Source organism: Streptomyces sp. DSM 40750 (assembly GCF_024612035.1).
In the GTDB taxonomy this organism is placed as follows: domain Bacteria; phylum Actinomycetota; class Actinomycetes; order Streptomycetales; family Streptomycetaceae; genus Streptomyces.
The window spans coordinates 326,409-343,395 of the sequence record NZ_CP102513.1 but is presented as its reverse complement, the minus strand read 5'-3'; the positions used below and the strand labels follow the sequence as shown (position 1 = coordinate 343,395).

General features: G+C 67.7%; 14 protein-coding genes. 6 read left to right on the top strand and 8 right to left on the bottom strand.

Translation table 11 applies throughout. The features are described 5' to 3' along the window. Positions 1-135 precede the first annotated feature (135 nt). Together JIX55_RS01640 and JIX55_RS01635 are read right to left on the bottom strand one after the other, a co-directional pair. Positions 136-1,455 (bottom strand): UDP-glucose dehydrogenase family protein, encoded by a 1,320-nt coding sequence (locus JIX55_RS01640; protein ID WP_257561410.1) that lies wholly within the window; start codon positions 1,453-1,455, stop codon positions 136-138. A gap of 75 nt (positions 1,456-1,530) precedes the next feature. After that, positions 1,531-1,965, bottom strand: a complete 435-nt coding sequence (locus JIX55_RS01635) for an NUDIX domain-containing protein (RefSeq protein ID WP_257561409.1) — start codon at positions 1,963-1,965, stop codon at positions 1,531-1,533. Between the two features lie 394 nt (positions 1,966-2,359). On the opposite strand from JIX55_RS01635, the gene JIX55_RS01630 reads away from it, so the two are divergent. Continuing rightward, entirely contained in the window at positions 2,360-3,751 is a 1,392-nt protein-coding gene (locus tag JIX55_RS01630; RefSeq protein WP_257561408.1) for a sporulation protein, read from the top strand. A 786-nt stretch (positions 3,752-4,537) separates the two neighbouring features. Here JIX55_RS01630 and JIX55_RS01625 read toward each other — a convergent pair. Continuing rightward, positions 4,538-5,194: a TetR/AcrR family transcriptional regulator gene (locus JIX55_RS01625; protein WP_257561407.1), complete on the bottom strand. Its 657-nt coding sequence runs from the start codon at positions 5,192-5,194 to the stop codon at positions 4,538-4,540. A 116-nt stretch (positions 5,195-5,310) separates the two neighbouring features. Between JIX55_RS01625 and JIX55_RS01620 the strand changes: the two genes are divergently transcribed. The 3 genes from JIX55_RS01620 to JIX55_RS01610 all read left to right on the top strand — a co-directional run bounded on the left by JIX55_RS01620 (position 5,311) and on the right by JIX55_RS01610 (position 7,008). Continuing rightward, positions 5,311-6,321, top strand: a complete 1,011-nt coding sequence (locus tag JIX55_RS01620; RefSeq protein ID WP_257569181.1) for a hypothetical protein — start codon at positions 5,311-5,313, stop codon at positions 6,319-6,321. 65 nt (positions 6,322-6,386) lie between these two features. Further along, positions 6,387-6,551 (top strand): hypothetical protein, encoded by a 165-nt coding sequence (locus JIX55_RS01615; protein ID WP_257561406.1) that lies wholly within the window; start codon positions 6,387-6,389, stop codon positions 6,549-6,551. A 4-nt stretch (positions 6,552-6,555) separates the two neighbouring features. Continuing rightward, positions 6,556-7,008, top strand: a complete 453-nt coding sequence (locus JIX55_RS01610) for an IS701 family transposase (protein WP_443046686.1) — start codon at positions 6,556-6,558, stop codon at positions 7,006-7,008. Positions 7,009-7,904: 896 nt separating this feature from the next. Here JIX55_RS01610 and JIX55_RS01605 read toward each other — a convergent pair. The 5 genes from JIX55_RS01605 to JIX55_RS01585 form a co-directional block, all read right to left on the bottom strand. After that, the gene (locus JIX55_RS01605) at positions 7,905-9,116 is read right to left on the bottom strand and encodes a cytochrome P450 (RefSeq protein WP_257561404.1); all 1,212 of its coding nucleotides are present in this window, start codon (positions 9,114-9,116) and stop codon (positions 7,905-7,907) included. Positions 9,117-9,155: 39 nt separating this feature from the next. Then, a complete protein-coding gene (locus JIX55_RS01600) occupies positions 9,156-9,608 on the bottom strand; it encodes a flavodoxin domain-containing protein (RefSeq protein WP_257561403.1) in 453 nt (150 codons plus the stop codon). Beyond that, complete coding sequence (locus JIX55_RS01595) at positions 9,605-10,915, bottom strand: FAD-dependent oxidoreductase (protein WP_257561402.1); 1,311 nt, start codon at positions 10,913-10,915, stop codon at positions 9,605-9,607. Before JIX55_RS01595 ends, JIX55_RS01600 begins: the two co-directional genes overlap by 4 nt. A gap of 325 nt (positions 10,916-11,240) precedes the next feature. After that, the gene (locus JIX55_RS01590; RefSeq protein ID WP_257561401.1) at positions 11,241-12,656 is read right to left on the bottom strand and encodes an APC family permease; all 1,416 of its coding nucleotides are present in this window, start codon (positions 12,654-12,656) and stop codon (positions 11,241-11,243) included. Between the two features lie 243 nt (positions 12,657-12,899). Next, a complete protein-coding gene (locus tag JIX55_RS01585; RefSeq protein ID WP_257561400.1) occupies positions 12,900-13,883 on the bottom strand; it encodes a C-terminal binding protein in 984 nt (327 codons plus the stop codon). Between the two features lie 325 nt (positions 13,884-14,208). Between JIX55_RS01585 and JIX55_RS01580 the strand changes: the two genes are divergently transcribed. After that, positions 14,209-15,135, top strand: a complete 927-nt coding sequence (locus JIX55_RS01580) for a LysR substrate-binding domain-containing protein (RefSeq protein ID WP_257561399.1) — start codon at positions 14,209-14,211, stop codon at positions 15,133-15,135. 229 nt (positions 15,136-15,364) lie between these two features. Further along, positions 15,365-16,987, top strand: coding sequence for a flavin-containing monooxygenase (locus JIX55_RS01575; protein WP_257561398.1), 1,623 nt, complete (start codon positions 15,365-15,367; stop codon positions 16,985-16,987).

Below are 16,987 nucleotides of genomic sequence, written 5' to 3'. Positions count from 1 at the left end.
TCACTTCCTCCGGTGTTCTGGCCCCTGGCCGGTGAGCGATGACCCGGCGCCCGCCGACCCGGCGGCGGCCCGCACGGCGGCCCAGCCGTCGGCGCAGGCAGCAGCAGGAAACGCAGTTCGTCGTCCTGTGTGGTTTCAGGGGCGGCCGAGGGCGCGGAAGGTCCAGCCGGCTTCGCGCCAGCGGGCGGGGTCGAGGGTGCCGCGGCCGTCGATGACTTTCGGGGTTGTGGTGCGGGCGGCGAGGTGGTGTGGGTCGATGTGGGAGTACTGCGGCCACTCGGTGAGGTGGAGCAGCAGGTCGGTGTCCTGCACGGCGGTGATGGGGTCGTCGGCGTAGTCGAGTTCGGGGTGGAGCTTGCGGGCGTTGTCGAGGGCCTGGGGGTCGGTGACGGTGACGGTGGCGCCGAGTTCGTGAAGCTTGCGGGCGACGGCGAGGGCGGGGGAGTCGCGGATGTCGTCGGTGTCGGGCTTGAAGGCGGCGCCCCAGACGGTGATCCGGCGGCCGCCGAGGTTGCCGCCGACCTGTTCGCGGGCGAGGTCGACCATGCGCTCGCGTCGCCGGTTGTTGATCGCGTCGACCTCGCGGAGGATCGTCAGGGCCTGGTCGACGCCGAGTTCGCCGGCGCGGGCCATGAACCCGCGGATGTCCTTGGGCAGGCAGCCGCCGCCGAAGCCGAGGCCGGGCCGCATCCCGCGGCGGCCGATCCGCGCGTCGTGGCCGAGGATGTCGGCGAGCCGGCCGACATCGGCGCCGGAGGCTTCGCAGACCTCGGCCATCGCGTTGATGAAGGAGATCTTCGTGGCCAGGAAGGCATTGGCGGACGCCTTGGCGAGTTCGGCGGTGGCCCAGTCGGTGACGATCGTCGGCGTCCCCGCCTTGATGATCTTCTCGAAGCACTGCCGCAGCACCGTCTCGGCCCAGGAGCGTTCGGTGTCAAAACCGAGGACGAGGCGGTCGGGGCGGAGGGTGTCCTCGACGGCGAACGACTCGCGCAGGAACTCCGGGTTCCAGGCGACTTCGATGGCGTCCCCGGCGGGCGCGTATGCGTGCACCAGGTCGCGGACGCGGGGTGCGGTGCCGACCGGAACGGTCGACTTCACCGCGACCACCGCCGGATGCGTGAGGCGGGGCGCGAGCTGGCGGACGGCGGTGAACAGGTGGGTGAGGTCGTAGGCGTGCTCGCCGGGCTGCTGCGGGGTGCCTACGCCGATGAAGTGCAGATCACCGAAGTCGGCGGCCTCGGCGTAGGAGGCGGTGAACCGCAGCCGGCCGCTCTTGACGTGCTTGGAGAGGAGGTCGTCGAGGCCGCGTTCGAAGAACGGGGCCTTCCCGGAGGCCAGGACGGTGACCTTGTCGATGTCACAGTCCATGCCGAGGACCTCGTGCCCGAGTTCGGCCATGCACGCCGCGTGGGTGGTGCCGAGGTAGCCGCAGCCGACGACGGTGAGCTTCATGACGGGGGTTCCTTTGCGAGGTGAGGGGCCGCCGACAGCCCCTCACCTCTTCCTCGCCTCCGAAGGGCGGGGTGCTCAGGCGGGCCGGGCGGCCGGATAGCGGTTGATCCCGTCCCGGATGAACGGCGGGATCGTGCGGAATTCGAGGTCCTCGGGGGCGAGGAACTGGAGCTTGACGCCCTCCGCGAGGGGCAGGGCCCAATCGTCACCGTCCCAGGAGGCGGCGAAGAACGTGATCGGCTGCCCGGAGCCGTGCTCGTCGCGGATCTCGAAGAGCTCGGTCAGGCCGTCGACTGCCAGGCCGGCTTCCTCGTCGAGTTCGCGGACGATCGTCTCGCGCGGTTCCTCGCCGGGATCGCAGCCGCCGCCGAGCACGCTCCAGTGATCCGGCCAGGCTATGCCGGGCAGATCGTCACGGAGGTGGAGGCGGAGTTCGCCGCGGCGGTTGGCGGTGATCGCGACCGCTCCGTGGGCGGCGGCCGGGCTCTCGGCGGTGGTGTCCTGATGCATCCGGACACCCGTAGGTGGGCCTGCGAGGCGCCCATGGCGCCGACCGTGCTCTCGTGCCGGACGGCGTCACCTCCGGCCAGGCCTGCGATTCCGCACATCACTGGTTCACCCCCGAGTCAGGTGGCGCCTTGGCGACGGCCGCCGCCGGGAAGGAGATCCATCCAGTCCCGGCGGCGGCCTGGGCTCTCATCACAGCCGCCCGGCCGATGGGCGGGGAGGGCTCGCAGGGGGGCTCACAACTCGCGGACGGGGTTCACCGCGAGCCGGAAGGCAATACCCTCGGTGACCCAACACACTGAACGCGTACGACTCTTCGACCCGGCGAGTACGGACCCATGTGCTCAGCCGTCTGTTCGAGTCGGCGCGGTCCCGGAGACCGGCAAGGGGAGAGGTCGTGGCATCGACCACCCGCCGGACCCGTCCGCCGAACGCGGACCTGGCCCGGCTCATCGAAGCCAGCGGCGCGAGCCGCAAGTCCCTGGCCCTGCGCGTCAACCAGCTCGCCCACGCCGCCGGGACAGAGACGGACTACTCACATACTTCTGTAGCGAACTGGTGCAGACGTGGGATGACGCCGAAATGGCCGGTCCCGAAGCTGTTGGCGCAGGCCATCGGCGAACGGCTCGGCCGGCCCGTCGCCCTGGGCGAAATCGGCATGGGCGAGGCGGAGACAACCGACGCGGATGTGGGGTTGGATTTCCCCAGGGACCCCGCCGACGCCGTCCGCGTCGCCACTTCGTTCTGGAGCTCCGTGAACCGCCGCGACTTCCTGGCCGGATCCGGCTTCGCCGCCTCCGCCTTCACCACCCCCGTCACCCGTTGGCTCGTCACCCCCGCCGACGAGACCGCCGACCACAGCGGCGGCCAGCAGGTCGGCCGGGCCGACCTCGACGAACTGCGCCAGGCCGCCGACGACGCCCGCCGCTGGGACTCCAAATACGGCGGCGGGAACTGGAAAGCCAACTCCGTCACCCACTGCCTCGACCACCGGGCCACCCCGCTGCTGCAAGGCAGCTTCACCGACGAGATCGGCCGCGAACTCTTCTCCGTCACCGCGCAGTTGTCCCGGCTCGCCGGCTGGACGGCCTTCGACGTCGGCCAGCACAATGCCGCTCAGCGGCACTTCATCCAGGCCCTCCGCCTCGCCCGCGCGGGCGGCGACGTACAGCTGGGCTGCTATGTGCTGACCACGATGGCCATGCAGACCCTGATGCGGGGCTTCGCGTCCGAGGCCGTGGACATGGCCCAGGGCGCCTTCAACCGGGCCAAGGGACACGCCGTGCCCAGAGTGCTGGCCTTCACCAAGCTGATCGAAGCCCGCGCTCACGCCCGCGAGAACGACCCCCGGGCCGCCTCCCGCGCCCTGAAAACATCCGAAGACCTCCTGGGCCAGGCGAAGGACGACAGCGGCGACGAGCCCGCCTGGATCGATTTCTATCACCACGCCCGCCTCTCCGCGGACGCCGCCGAGGTCTTCCGGGACCTGAAGAACCCCAAAACCGCCCTCGGCTGGAACAAGCAGGCCGCCGCGATGCCGACCGGGGTGTTCACCCGCTCCGTCGGCATGCGGCTCGCCATCGTCGGGACCGCCCACCTCCAGGCCCGAGACCTCGACCACGGCCTCGAACTCGGCAACCGCTCCATCGACATCCTCGCCCGCGTCCAGTCCTCCCGCGCCAAGGACTACGTCCGCGAATTCAACGCCTCCCTCGCCCCCTGGCGGCGCGAGCCGGCCGTCCGCGAGTTCATCCACCGCACCCGCACCGAACTCGGTGTCGCCGCCTGAACACGGCCGGCCGGTGTGACGTCACTCGAATGATTGCCGTGCGCGGCAACCCACATGCAGAGGTCGCCCCGAGGGCATCTGGAGCATCCCCGGCTTCCGCGCGCAGGGTCAGAATGTCCAGGTTCGGTGATCTCGCGCCCCTCGTCGTGAGGAGGCTCGACCGGGCGAAGAAGTCGTCCTCAGCGTCTGCGAGGTGATGGTCAGTGCGTTGCCGTCCTCATGCCGGTTGCGCCCGTCCAGTTGGAGCAGCAACTCCTCACGCGGCACCGGAAGAGCAGCCCAGGCAGTTCATCCTCGGCGCCGTCAGGCTGATCGAGGAGGCAGGTACGGGCTTCCAGGGATCACCGCAGTCCGACACACACGTGCTCTTGGAAGCTGTGCCTGCCTCCGTGCCTACGTCCGGACAACCTACTCAACTGCGAATACACCGAAGCCCTGCTTTGAATTGGTGGCAATGGAGGGGAAGCACCAAGGCGCTCTGGCTTCGCTGCTCCTGCAGACGGATCCGCTTGCTCGTCATGGAGAGGCATGCCTGCTTTACTCACGGGCTCGAAAGCGGGGCGATGATGTCACGATTTTCGCAGGCGTACATCGCTTGACGGATTATGGCCACAGGGTCCTGCTGGTACTCCAGCAGGATTTCGCTGTCTGACCTGGCCTTTCGCCGGGTGGCGGGATACTCCAGCCGTACATCGCAACCTGACGCGGGGTCACCTACGTTGAACCGGCTGACTCGGATGGTGACGGCCGAGTGCATCGGCATGTTACGGATCAGTTGGGTTGCCTTTACGGCTGGGTGCGTCGTTCGGCGGCGTCGAACGCGGGCGCGAGCGGGGCCAGTGCCGCGCGGAGCTGGTCGGGCAGTGAGCCGGAGGGCACGACCAGTCCTCCGGCGCCGAAACTCCCGACGGCCTCTGCGTTCCCGGTCGGCTGGAGCCAGCCTTCCAGTGCGATGCGAACCGCCGCGGCGACGCTTGCCGCAAGAACGCGGGCGGTGTGCGCTCCGGTGTCATCCAGGCGTCCGGCGATCACCGCCGTGAGAGGGGGCTCGATGCCGGCGGTGGTGTCGAGGAAAGCGTCGCGCAGCGCGGTCCGGGCAGTGATCAGCAGCAGCGCCTCGTGTTCGCGCTCACTGGTGTTCGTGTACTGCTCGACCACTGCTTCAGTGACGGCGTCAGCCAGGCGCACTCCTGCAGGCCGGGCCGCGACCGCCGCCGCGATCCGCGCCTCCCGGTCCGCGGTCACAGCGGAGACGATCGCCTGCTCGCGGCTGGCGAAGTAGTTGTTGTAGGTGCGCGGCGAGACCCCGGCCGCCTCGGCGATGTCCTCGACCCGCACCTGGTCGGGTCCGTGCTCCACGGCCAGGCGCAGGGCCGCCTCGCGTAGCGCCTCGCGCGTGGCCTGCTTCTTCCGCTCCCGCAGCCCTGGTGGTGGTGTCGTCACGGTGTCAGCGTCCCACGCATGACTGCGTGCACGCAAACTTGCGCGCACGCACTTTTCCTGTCAGCCTCGACCCGCCCGCGACTGACAGAGAGGACGTCATCATGCGAGCCAGAGGAATGACCTACGACACCGGATTTGTCGCGCACGGCCGTATATCCCGCGAGCACTTCGACACCGCGGTGGTCCGGCGCGAGCTCGCCGTCATCCGCGACGACCTGCACTGCAACGCGGTCCAGATCATCGGCGGCGCCCCGGACCGACTGGAGCTGGCCGCCGGTGTCGCCGCCGAGCTCGGCCTGGAGGTCTGGTTCTCGCCCTATCCGCTGGAACTGGATCCGGAGCAGATCCTCACGCTCTTCCACGACTGCGCCGCGCGAGCGGAACGGCTCCGACAGCAGGGGGCCGCAGTCGTGTTCGTCGCAGGGGTCGAGCTGAGCGTGATGAACCGCGGGTTCCTACCCGGAGAAAGCCCCGAGGGACGGGTCGAGCAACTGATGAGCCGGCCCGAGCGACGGGCCGAAGCGATGCGTGAACTCGGTGTGCGCATCAACACGTTCCTCCGCGACGCGGCGGCCACGGTCCGCGAGCGCTTCCAGGGCAAGCTCACCTACGCATCCATCCAGTTCGAGCAGGTCGACTGGACCTTCTTCGACATCGTGACGTACGAGCTGATCCGCTCCGCCGAGGTCGCCGACCGGTTCCGGGACGCGGTGCGCACCCTGGCCCAAGGCCCGAAGCCGCTCGCCATCACCGGGTTCGGCACCGCGGCCTACCGCGGCGCGGGAGACCGCGGCGGGCGGGTGCTGGAAGTGGTCGAGCACGACCCACAAACCAAGGCCCCTGTGCGACTGAACGGCATATACGAGCGCGACGAGGCCGGCCAGGCCGCATATCTGAGCGAACTGCTGGAAATCTTCGAGACCGAGGGCGTGGACAGCGCGTTCGTGTTCCTGTTCGCCTTGCCCGGCTACCCGCACCGCCCGGACGGCGACCCCAGGGACGACTTGGACCGGGCAGGCCTGGGCATCGTCAAACTCCTCGAAGGGCACCGGGGACAGACCTACCCCGACATGGAATGGGAACCCAAGGCCGCCTTCGCGGCAGTGGCCCAGCGGTATCGGAGGTGACAGGCACCACACACGGTGACCACGGCTCGGGATCTGCACCGCACCGCGGTGCAGATCCCGAGCAGATGGAAACGGTATTCGCCGAACTCGCCGCAGACCTCGCGCCGGTCTACCGCCGCCGCGACCTGCGGGCCAACGGCGTGTTGTACCTGCGCGGGTTACTGATGCCGGGCGTCGCGGGCAACTGCTGGTCGATCGCAGAGGCAGTCGGCCCCGGCCGTACCGCCTGACCACCTGCTCGAACGCGCCTGCTGGGAGGAGGACGCCGCGAGAGACGTGGTGCGCGCGTTCCTGACCCGGCACCTCGGCGCCGACGGCGGGGTCCTGATCTCCGACGAGACGGGGCAGGCGAAGAAGGGGACGAAAACCGCGGCTATGGGCCGGCAGTATTCCGGCACGATGGGCCGGGCCGAGAACGTGATCGTCGCGGTGTACACGACGTACGCGACCAAGCGGGGCCACGCCCTCATCGACCGGGACCTGTACGTGCAGGCCGACTGGATCGCCGATCCGGCGCGGATGGCGACGGCGGGTTCCCCTCAGGATCACGCATTCGCCACCAAGCCGGCGCTCGCCCTCGCACAGGCGAAACGGGCGCTGACCGCCGGAATCAGGCCCCAGTGGGCAACCGGGGACGAGGTATACGGACGCAGCCGGGAGCTGCGCGAGTTCTTGGAAGGTGGCTGAGCTGCTGGACGCGCTGGGTTACGACGCCGTGGACACCGGAAGCCTCGCCGACAGCTGGCGAAGCGAGCCAGGCACCCCGTCTACGTTCAGCCGTACCTGCCCGCACAGCCCGAGGGGCTGACCGACGCGGAGAAGTGGCGCTGGTTCTCCGAGACCCCGGGCCTCCCGGTACCCGCAGACAGGGTCAAAGAACTGACCGACACCGCAATACGGCGCTCCGCGGGCGATGCCCGCGCGACTCTTGCTCAGGACTGAACCAGAAGGCGGGGATCAGGCATGGGGTGGAAGCGGGGCCTATTGCTGCCGCAGGCCTGTCTCCTGGCTTCAGAGAGCACATCCTCATAAAGGCTGATTCATGGTGTTTTACGTCACGGTCGACCGCCGTCTGCCGAAGACGCCATGCCGACCAGGCGGATAGACCACGCAGCTCCGTTCCGGCTGCTGCCGGGTGAGGCCCGCCAGCAGCCGGAGCCGCGTCCCGGGGACGCCGTCCCGGAATCAGGCGCTGCGCGTCGCCTCCGCGAGCTGCCAGCCGAGTCAGGCCGAAGACCCGCCTGCCGAAGCACCTGGTGCTGTGGTTGGCCCCGTACTTGCCTTGCCGTGTACGGGGCCAACGGGCAGTCCGGGCTGGTCATGAAGCTTGGTGGAGCGAGAGGGCTTTGTGCAAAACCTGCCCTCCGCCCCCAGCTCCTACCGGGGCCGGGGGCGGAGGTGTTCACCACTCGGGGAGTCGGTGGTTCACCCCGCCGTCTCTGGCGTCGCTTCGCACTCCTGATCTGTCAGTTGCCGGTCATGCGTGGGTAGACCGGGGCGACGTCGGCAGGGTTGGTTGCCCGAGATGTGCATGGTCGGCAGTGATTCAACCGCTCCTCGAAGTAAGGGACCGGCAGTCCGGCTCAGGAGAGTCGGACAGGCAGCTTGTCGAACGCGACCAGACGGTCGGTGCGGACCTCCAGCGGCTCACCGGCGAGCTCGACCGAGGAGTACCGCTCGGCGATGAGGCCGAGAATCACGCTGGTCTCGGCCCGCGCCAACAGCTGCCCGGCACACGCGTGGGTACCGAGCCCGAACGTCAGGTTCCGGCTCGCCTCCGGCGGGCGGTTGTGGTCGAAGTTGTTCGGGTTTTCGAACACCGCCGGGTCCCGGTTCGCGGCGCCGATCGGGTACTTGATGCACGACCCCGCAGGGATGCGCACGTCCTGGATCTCGATGTCCTCGTTCGGGAACCGTGTGATGATGAGTTCGACCGGATTCAGCCGCGCCAGTTCGTTGACGAACGCCTCCCGGATCTCCGGCTTCTCCCTGAACTCGGCCATCAGGTCTGGTCGTTCGGCGAACAACTTGAATCCGGCACCGATGAGGTAGGCGGGGTTCGGGCCGCCCGACATGTACAGCAGCACCGTGGTCTCCAGGACCTCGCGCCAGGTGAGCTCGCCGCGCCCGTGGGCTGCGAGTAGTTCATCGACCAGCCCGTTTCCAGGCTCCTCGGCGCTCTGCTTCTCCCGTACGTACCGCTCGGTCTCGGCGAACATGAAGTTCATCCCAGCCAGCGACCTCGCGTGGATCCCCTCACCCGGTGCGGTCGCGTTGATGAGCATCGCGTCCCACAGAGCCCAGAACATCCCCTCCACGTCACCCACGGGCATGTCGAGGATGCGGCACATCGTCAGATGGGTGGGCATCACGCCCAGGTCGAAGTGAGCGTCCACCACCTCGCCCGGGGCGAGCTTGTCGAGCGTCTCGACGGTGAAGTCATGCGTCAGCCGCGCCCATGTGCCGATCATCTTCGGTGTCAGCCAACGATTCGTCAGCCGCCGCATCCGGGTGTGCTCCGGCGCGTCCTTGGACAGGACGGTGTTGTCGAACGCGGTCCATGGATGAGGGTGCTCGCCGGCGGCGGCAAACGACGGCGGCTCCGCAATCCGCATACACGGCAGTTTCGCATTGTGCATGGTGTCCGCGTGGTTCAGTACCACATATGTGTTCTCCGTCGTCCGGTGCACCGGCGCGATCGCCCGCGCACGCTCGTACGCCGGGTACGGGTCGGCCCGGAATCCCTCGTCGTTCCACGGGAACATCGCCGAGGCGTCCTCAATGGTCAAACTCATCTCCGTCACTCCTTCGGGTCTGGTCAGGACAAGGCCAGGTCAGGCGGGCATCAGGGTCAGGAGGTCCCGGGTCCACGCGTCAGCGAGTTCTGTGGCCGGGGTCGTCGACGCGGCATCATGCTTGGCCGTGGTACCGATCTGCTCCGCGCCGAGCTCCAGGAGTGCTCTACGGAGGGTCTCGATGGCGTTGTTGAACGTCTCGTAGATGCTGTCACCGAGCCCGAACGCCGCGAACCGCACACCCGTCAGGTCGGGGCGCTCCGCCATGAGCGCGTCGTAGAACGGCGCGGCAGTCTCCGGCAGTTCGCCCTCCCCGTAAGTGGAACTGACGAACACCGCGATCTCCATGGCAGCCAGGTCGGACACCTCGACGTCGGTCAGCTCCGCGGTCACTGTCTCGAACCCCTGGCCACGGAACGCGGCAACGATGTCGTCGGCGACCATCTCCGCGTTGCCCGACTCGGTCCCGTACAGGACGTGTACGACAGTCATTCCGTTTCTCCTGTGTTGTCGATGGCCGCAGTCGTGGCCGTCGGGATGGAAGCCAGGGCGTCGGAACCCGCCGCCGCAGCGAGGAGTTCGCCCCTGGTGGTGAACTTCCTTCGGCACCTGTCGGGCCGGGCGCGTCGAACCTCGGCACCGTCGATGCGCTGCCACGCCTCGAAACTCACCGTCGAGGCCGGCAGTTGGTCGCGGAGGCCGAACAGGCCCGTACGCTGCTGCGGCTCCTGGCCGCGCAGGAACTCGAGGACGCACTTCGCCGCAGATGCCGCCAACTTCCGGTTCTCCGCAAGGTTTCCCAGGCGGCCGGTGGCGGGACCACCCACGCGGAACACGTTCGATGCCTCCAGATCAGCGACATGTGCCGGCTGTGCCGGAGGGGAGTCGAAGCCCAGCGCCGTGATGACGGTGTCGGCGTCGAGGTGGTCGACCAGCGCCGTGCCCTCCACATGACGGGTCGTCACGCGGACCCGGCCGTCGTGCCTGCGAATGGAGACCGGAACCTGCCGGAACCGCACGTTCACCGTCGTGCGCGGAGACACCGCGGGCCCGCCGAGCAGAGATACGCCATCCACGCTCAGGTGGACCCCGACGACCTCGGCGAGTTCCTTGACCATTGACGCATCCCACTTCGCTGCATGCGGCTCACACCTCCCCAGGATGTGGATCGTCCGCACGGGGTCCGGCGCCACTGCGCGCAGCGCGTCGTCGTCGACGTCCGACGCGATGAAGTCCAGGTCGGACTTGGCCAGCAGCCGTGCGACATCCGCCGCGACGTTTCCGGTGCCGAGGATGACGACCTCGGGCCCCAGACACTCCGGACCGGCTTGCCGGTGGCGCAGGCGAGAGTCCGGGTCGGAGTTCAACAAGCGGATCAGGTCACCGGCGCCGACGACCCGAGCGTCCGGGTCCTGGTCGATGCCCAGTTGCCTGTCCGTCCCCAGTCCGGTTGCCAGCACGACTGCGTGAAAGTTGTCCAGAAGCGCACGGAAGCTCACATCGGTTCCGACAGACACGTTCCCGACGAAATCAACCCCCGGCTGCCCGAAGAGCCGCTCGAACTGGCGTGACACTGCCTTGGCGCCCTGGTGATCCGGCGCGATGCCGTACCGGACCAACCCGAACGGCGTCGGCAGCGAGTCGAAGACCGCGATCTCGAGGTCGGGCTGTCCCTTGCGCAGAGCCTGGGCCGCGTAGCACCCGCTGGGGCCGGCGCCGATGACCGCGACCTGAAGCGGAAGCCCGTTGCCGACGGCGGCGGCCGGTTGGTTCGGCGCTGTCTCTGCCGGAGTTTTCATGGCTACCTCGGTTGCTGCGAAGAAGTTCAACAGATGGGAAGAACGTTAACTAACTAACGGACGTTAGGGTAGTGAGTGAAGAAGTTTCCCGATGCGGATCCGGCGCCGCTGGTGCCCGAGCTCGTGGACGTCCCCGACGTAAGACGTCGGTGCATCCAGCTCGTTCGGCAGCGGCGCCGGACGGTGTTCCGCACCTTCCTTGTCGTGTACTCAGACTGTTTGCTGTCGCGCGAGTCGCCGAGCGTCAACATCGTCGGACGAGGCGTCCCCTTCTAGTGCCTGTCGTGTCCCGGCCGTACGTACACGGCGTCGCAGGCGGAGGCCGTCACAGCTCTTGGCGGCCGATGCGCTGGTACACCTCGGGACGCCGAGTCCGCAGAACTCGCGCGACGGCCATTCCGATCAGGAACAACGCGAATGTGAAGATCAGGAAGAACGACGTGACGAAGCCGGAGCCACCGAGCAGGTCCGAGTAGTTCGCCACCGCGAGACAGGCCACCACGCCGATACCGATCGCCGCCACGAGCGGTGCGACGGCGGTCTTCCACACAGGTTCCCGCGACGGGTTGCGACGGAAGTAGACGAACACCGCCACACTCGCCGCGAACAGGAGCAGCAGGATCGCGAAGGAACCGATGCCGGACGCCCGGGCGTACAGGACGTTCGGGTCGCTGCCCAGCGCCACGAAGAGCACCACACCGATGGCCCACAGGCCGCCGATGACGGACGCGGCCGCATACGGCGACCCGTGCTTGGGGTGCACCTTGCCCAGGACCGTCGGCACCACACCGTCGGTGCCGAGCGAGTACATGTATCGCGCCGTGACGTTGTGGATGGACAGCATCGACGCCAGGATCGAGGTCAGCAGCAGGACGGTGACGATGTCGACCACGGTCTTGCCGACCAGCACGGTCAGCGCGTCGGTGAACATTCCGCCGGTGTTGGCAGTGGCGGTCGCCTGCGTCTTGTCCGCGCCGGTGAAGGCGATGTAGGCCCACGCGGCCAGAGCGTAGAAGACGCCGATGCCCGCCACGGACAGGTAGGTGGCCCGGGGGATGGTCTTGTCGGGATCCTTGACCTCCTCGCGGAAGATGACGGTCGCCTCGAACCCGAAGAAGTTGCCGACCACGAACAGGAGTGCCAGACCGATGTTGGGGTCGGTGAGCCACGGCAGGCTCAGGGTGGCGCCCCCGGTGCCGGACGGAGCCCCGTGGACGAACGACGCGACGTCGAAGACGAGAACGGCGACGACTTCGAGCACCATGACTACGGTCAGCACCTTCGCTGAGAGGTCGATGCGCCGGTAGGCCAGTGCGGTGGTCACCGCGACGATCGCCAGCGCATACCAGCCCCATGCGATGTGAGGACCGTTGAGGTTCTTCTCCACGTAGCTCTGGACCGTGATGGCGAAGAACGACGGAGCGAAGAAACCGATCATGAAGTAGCCGAACGTCGCCAGGAACGCGCCGCCCAGACCGGCCGGGCGTCCGAGACCCTGGGTCACGAAGGAGTAGAAGCCGCCCGGGTTCGGAACGGCACGGCCCATCACCGTGAAGCCGACGCAGAAGACCAGGAGTATGACCGTCGCCACGATGTAGATCGCCGGACCCGTCTTGCCGCCGAACATCAGCAGCACCGGGATGAACCCGGCCACCGTGGTCAGCGGCGCGGAGAACGCGAGCACGCTCATGGCGAGCTCGCCGACGCCCATGTTGCCCTGCAGATGCCGCGGCTCGTCCACGACCTCCGCCCTTCGTCTTTCACCACTCACAGTGGGGACCTGCTCGTGTCGTGCCATGAGTTTCTCTTCCTGGTGAGGCCCACCGAGCTACCGCGGGGCCGGTTGGGTGTAGGTGTCGCCTCCCCGAGTGATGCCGTCCTGTTCAGGTACGGGCTCACCGCGTGGAGCTCGCTGCGCCGGCACCGATGCCTGCACAGACGTTCTGGTGTGGGGGGAGGTGGCCGTGGCGGGATGCCGGTCCGGTCAGGTGACCAGGTCCGACAACGGCCGGCCTGTCAGCGCCTGTCGGGCGCGCAGCACGACGGCCTCCTGGAGCGCGTCCATCGCCAGGTCGGACCGCCACGCGACGTGCGGGGTCATCACCAGGTTCGGCACACCGCGCAGTACGTGATCCGCCGGCAGCGGCTCGGTCGTGAAGGTGTCCAGACCCGCACCCGCCAGATGGCCGGACCGCAGCGCGTCCGCCAGCGCGGCCTCGTCGACGAGCCCGCCGCGCGAGACGTTGACGAGGACCGAGCGGTGCCGCATGCGTCCGATGACCTCGGCCGACATCAGGTTTCTGGTCTCGGCCGACAACGGCAGGTGCAGCGACACCACGTCGGACTGCTCGAGCAGTTCCCTCAGCGGCGCGGCCGGTACCGAGGTGAAGGTCGCGAACGGGTCGTAGCCGCGGACGTTCGTGCCCAGTGCCGCGTACCACCGGGCGACCTGGCGGCCGATCCGGCCCATGCCCACGACCGCGACGTCCAGATGGGAGAACCGCGGCGTGTCCATCCCGACGCTGCCCGCCCACTGGCCGGCCTCGATGGCCGATTGCCCCGCCGGGATGCGCCGCGCCAGCAGCAGCCCCATGGTGAGCGCGTGCGACGCGACCTCCTCGGTCGCCGCACCCGGCACGATCGCGACCGGCACACCCTTCGTCCGGGCGGCCGTCACGTCGATGTTGTCGTAGCCGATGCCGTACCGCACCACGGCGATGCACTTCTTCATCGCGGCGAAGTCCTGGGCCTCCACGGGCGCGTACGGGGTCACCATCACCACGGTCGCTTCCGGGATCGACGCACGGAACGTCTTCCGGTCCGGCGCCACCATGAAGTCCAGCCCGAACTCCTCGGCCAGCGCCCGCTCCCGCTCCAGACTCGGGTATTGCTGAGGACCGACAAGGAGCAAACCACCGGCACCACCGGCGATTCCGGCCGGGGTTTCGGTGCTGCTTGCAAGAGACATTTCAACCCTCTCAGATCAGGGCGAAGACATTCGGTGGCCGGGAACTCGGGCCGCCTAAACCTGCTTGTGCGGAAAGTGAAATGAAACGTAAGGACAGCCGAACAGTCCGTCAACGGGTCCGACCGCGTCAGATCGGAATACGTCAGAACTGGGAACGGTGTGTTGTCGAAACTGGATTAATCTCGGCGACGGCCCGACAGCGGGGTATGCAGCCATACGGGCGGCCGACGTGGGTCGGCGACACTGCCTCACGCCGACTCTAGCGAACTAACGGTCGTTAGTATACGGTGGGTGCTGAACATTGCAATCGGAGGTGTGTGCGACCGTGAATGTGCGACAACTTCAGGCTTTCCTCGCGGTCGCCGAGCATCTGCACTTCGGTCGGGCCGCGGAGCAGCTCTTCATGGCCCAGGCGCCGCTGAGCCGGACCATCCAGGCCCTCGAGGGTGACCTCGGTACCCGCCTCTTCGAGCGCAATACCCGCTCGGTCTCCCTCACCCCGGCCGGCAGAGCTCTCATCGAACCTGCCCGTCAAGTGCTCGAAGCGGTCGCCTGCGCCGAAACCGCCGTCAGAGCTGCTGTCTCCGGGGAATCCGGCATCGTCCGTGTCGAGTTCTGCGGGGTCGCCGCGCATCCTCTGGTGGCCGCCCTCTCCCGCGCCATGCGCGCGGACCATCCCGGCATCCGCCTCGATCTGACCTCGCAAGCCGTCTCCAGGCCTACGATCCGCCGCCTGCTGGATGAAGAGGTGGATGTCGGGTTGGGCCGCTTCGACAATCCGCCGCCCGGCCTCGACAGTGAGGTCCTCATCGCGGACTCGCTGGTCGTAGCGGTGCCCCGGACGCATCGCCTCGCCGGCTCCCAGGTCGTGGGCTTCCAGGACGTGGCCTCCGAGCCCTTCGTCTCCCTGCCCTACGCCACCGGATCGGTCACCACCGACCGGCTCTGGCGCCTCGGCTACGCGCACGGCGCCGGCGGCGTCAACAACGTCCAGTTCGCCCCCGACACCTTCTCCTGTCTGGCGCTGGTCGGTGCCGAGGTCGGCTGTCATCTCGCCCTGCGGTCCGTCGCCCGCACGACGACCAATCCCAACGTCGTCTTCCTCCCCCTCGCTCAACGCGAATGCGAACTGGTGCCCGACGTGCATCTCCGCGTGGCGTGGCGATCCGGGGCGACCACCCTGCCCGTCGAAGCCGCACTCGGACACCTGCGCCGCCATCTGCGCCAGAATCGACCGGCGGTCGCCGCCTGAGCGGCCTTGCAGCCGCACTGATCATTTCAGTTCCGGAAACAATCGCTCGCGACCTTCGCATCAATTCTGTCTGGCGCTCAATATTTCCGAGTCGTAACGTCGCATTGTCGAAATCTCGCTCGACTCTCCCCGGTGATCCCGGGGAAACAATGGCCGCGCAGACCTGTGCGCTGTTCACCCTGCCGATCGAGTCTTTTTCTGTGCTCGAAATCCCGCAAAGGAGCAATACATGGGCAACGAAAAAACCGTGCGTGAGATCGATGCACTCGTAGTCGGAACCGGTATGGGCGGCGTCATGGCACTGCGCACCCTCACCGCCGACGCCGGCCTCGACGCGATCGCGATCGACAAGGCGCCGCAGGTTGGCGGCACTTGGTACTGGAACCGTTACCCCGGTGCGCTCTCCGACACCCAGAGTTTCATGTACCAGCTGCCCTACGAAAAGGAACTGTTCCAGCGGACCGACTGGCGCACTCGTTACGTTCCCGGGCCTCAGATCCGCCAGTACATCGAGGACGCCGTCGACTTCTGGGACCTGCGCTCACGCATCCAGCTCGAGACCGCCCTGGTCAGCGCTGCCTTCGACGAGGAGAACGCGAACTGGCACGTCGTCACCGACAAGGGCGAGTTCCGCGCCCGCTTCCTGGTCACTGCCGCCGGCCTCCTGTCCCAGATCAACATCCCCGACTTCCCCGGGATCGACCGGTTCAAGGGCCGCATCGTCCACACCGCCGACTGGCCCGAGGATCTCGACATCTCCGGCCTGCGCATCGGTGTCATCGGCAACGGTTCCACGGGCATCCAGTTCATGACCGAGGCCGCCAAGACCGTCGCCCATCTGACCTCGTTCCAGCGCACGGCGCAGTACAGCGTCCCCGCGGGAAACCGCGAGTGGTCCGACGCCGAACTGGAGCAGTTCAAGACCACGTGCGAGGACCGCTGGGAGGAGTTCCGCACCTCCAAGATCGGCTTCGGTGTCGACGAGACCACGCGCAGCATCTGGAGCGTCTCCGAGGAGGAGCGCGAGGCCGTCTTCGAGTGGGCCTGGCGCAAGGGCGGCAACTACACCTTCGCCACGGAGACCTTCTGCGACGTCACCAGCGACCGCGCCGCCAACGAGCTCGCCGCCGACTTCATCAAGCGGAAGATCAGGGAGACCGTCCAGGACCCGGAGACGGCGCGCAAGCTCACCCCGAGCGAGTTGTTCGCTCGTCGCCCCATCTGTGACTCCGGTTACTTCGAGATCTTCAATCAGTCCAACGTCACTCTTGTCAGTATCAGGGAGAACCCCATCCGGGAGTTCGTGGCGGGCGGCCTCGTCACCGAGGACGGCGCCCTCCACGAGCTCGACGTCCTGGTCCTGGCCACCGGCTTCGACGCCGTCGAGGGCAGCTACCGGAAGATGGATATCCGCGGCATCAGCGGTAAGACCCTCAAGGAGCACTGGGCCGACGCCCCCCGCACCCACATGGGCATGACCGTGTCCGGATTCCCGAACCTGTTCATGATCCTCGGCCCGAACGGCCCGTTCGTGAACAACCCCTCTGCGATCGGCGTTCAGGCCAAGTGGATCGCCCAGGCCGTCAAGAGCATCAAGGACACCCAGGGCGCCTCCATCTGGCTGCGCGAGGAGGCCGAGGAGAAGTGGCTCCAGACCTGCCTCGACGAGCTCAAGGGCTCGCTGTTCCTGGAGACCGGCTCGTGGATCTTCGGCAACAACATCCCCGGCAAGCGAAAGGCCCGCACCGCCAACTTCTACGTCGGCGGCCTCGACAAGTTCATCGCGATCTCCGAGGCGGAGGCAGCCCAGGGATACCCCAGCTACGAGGTCCTGATCCCGTCCGTGGTCTGA

What these genes read in the sequence shown, in the direction of transcription:
- JIX55_RS01635 (WP_257561409.1), bottom strand. Translation starts at nt 1,965, where the DNA reads ATGCATCAGGACACCACCGCCGAGAGCCCGGCCGCCGCCCACGGAGCG.
- JIX55_RS01595 (WP_257561402.1), bottom strand. Translation starts at nt 10,915, where the DNA reads ATGAAAACTCCGGCAGAGACAGCGCCGAACCAACCGGCCGCCGCCGTC.
- JIX55_RS01575 (WP_257561398.1), top strand. Translation starts at nt 15,365, where the DNA reads ATGGGCAACGAAAAAACCGTGCGTGAGATCGATGCACTCGTAGTCGGA.
- JIX55_RS01640 (WP_257561410.1), bottom strand. Translation starts at nt 1,455, where the DNA reads ATGAAGCTCACCGTCGTCGGCTGCGGCTACCTCGGCACCACCCACGCG.
- JIX55_RS01585 (WP_257561400.1), bottom strand. Translation starts at nt 13,883, where the DNA reads ATGTCTCTTGCAAGCAGCACCGAAACCCCGGCCGGAATCGCCGGTGGT.
- JIX55_RS01600 (WP_257561403.1), bottom strand. Translation starts at nt 9,608, where the DNA reads ATGACTGTCGTACACGTCCTGTACGGGACCGAGTCGGGCAACGCGGAG.
- JIX55_RS01620 (WP_257569181.1), top strand. Translation starts at nt 5,311, where the DNA reads ATGACCTACGACACCGGATTTGTCGCGCACGGCCGTATATCCCGCGAG.
- JIX55_RS01615 (WP_257561406.1), top strand. Translation starts at nt 6,387, where the DNA reads ATGGAAACGGTATTCGCCGAACTCGCCGCAGACCTCGCGCCGGTCTAC.
- JIX55_RS01605 (WP_257561404.1), bottom strand. Translation starts at nt 9,116, where the DNA reads ATGAGTTTGACCATTGAGGACGCCTCGGCGATGTTCCCGTGGAACGAC.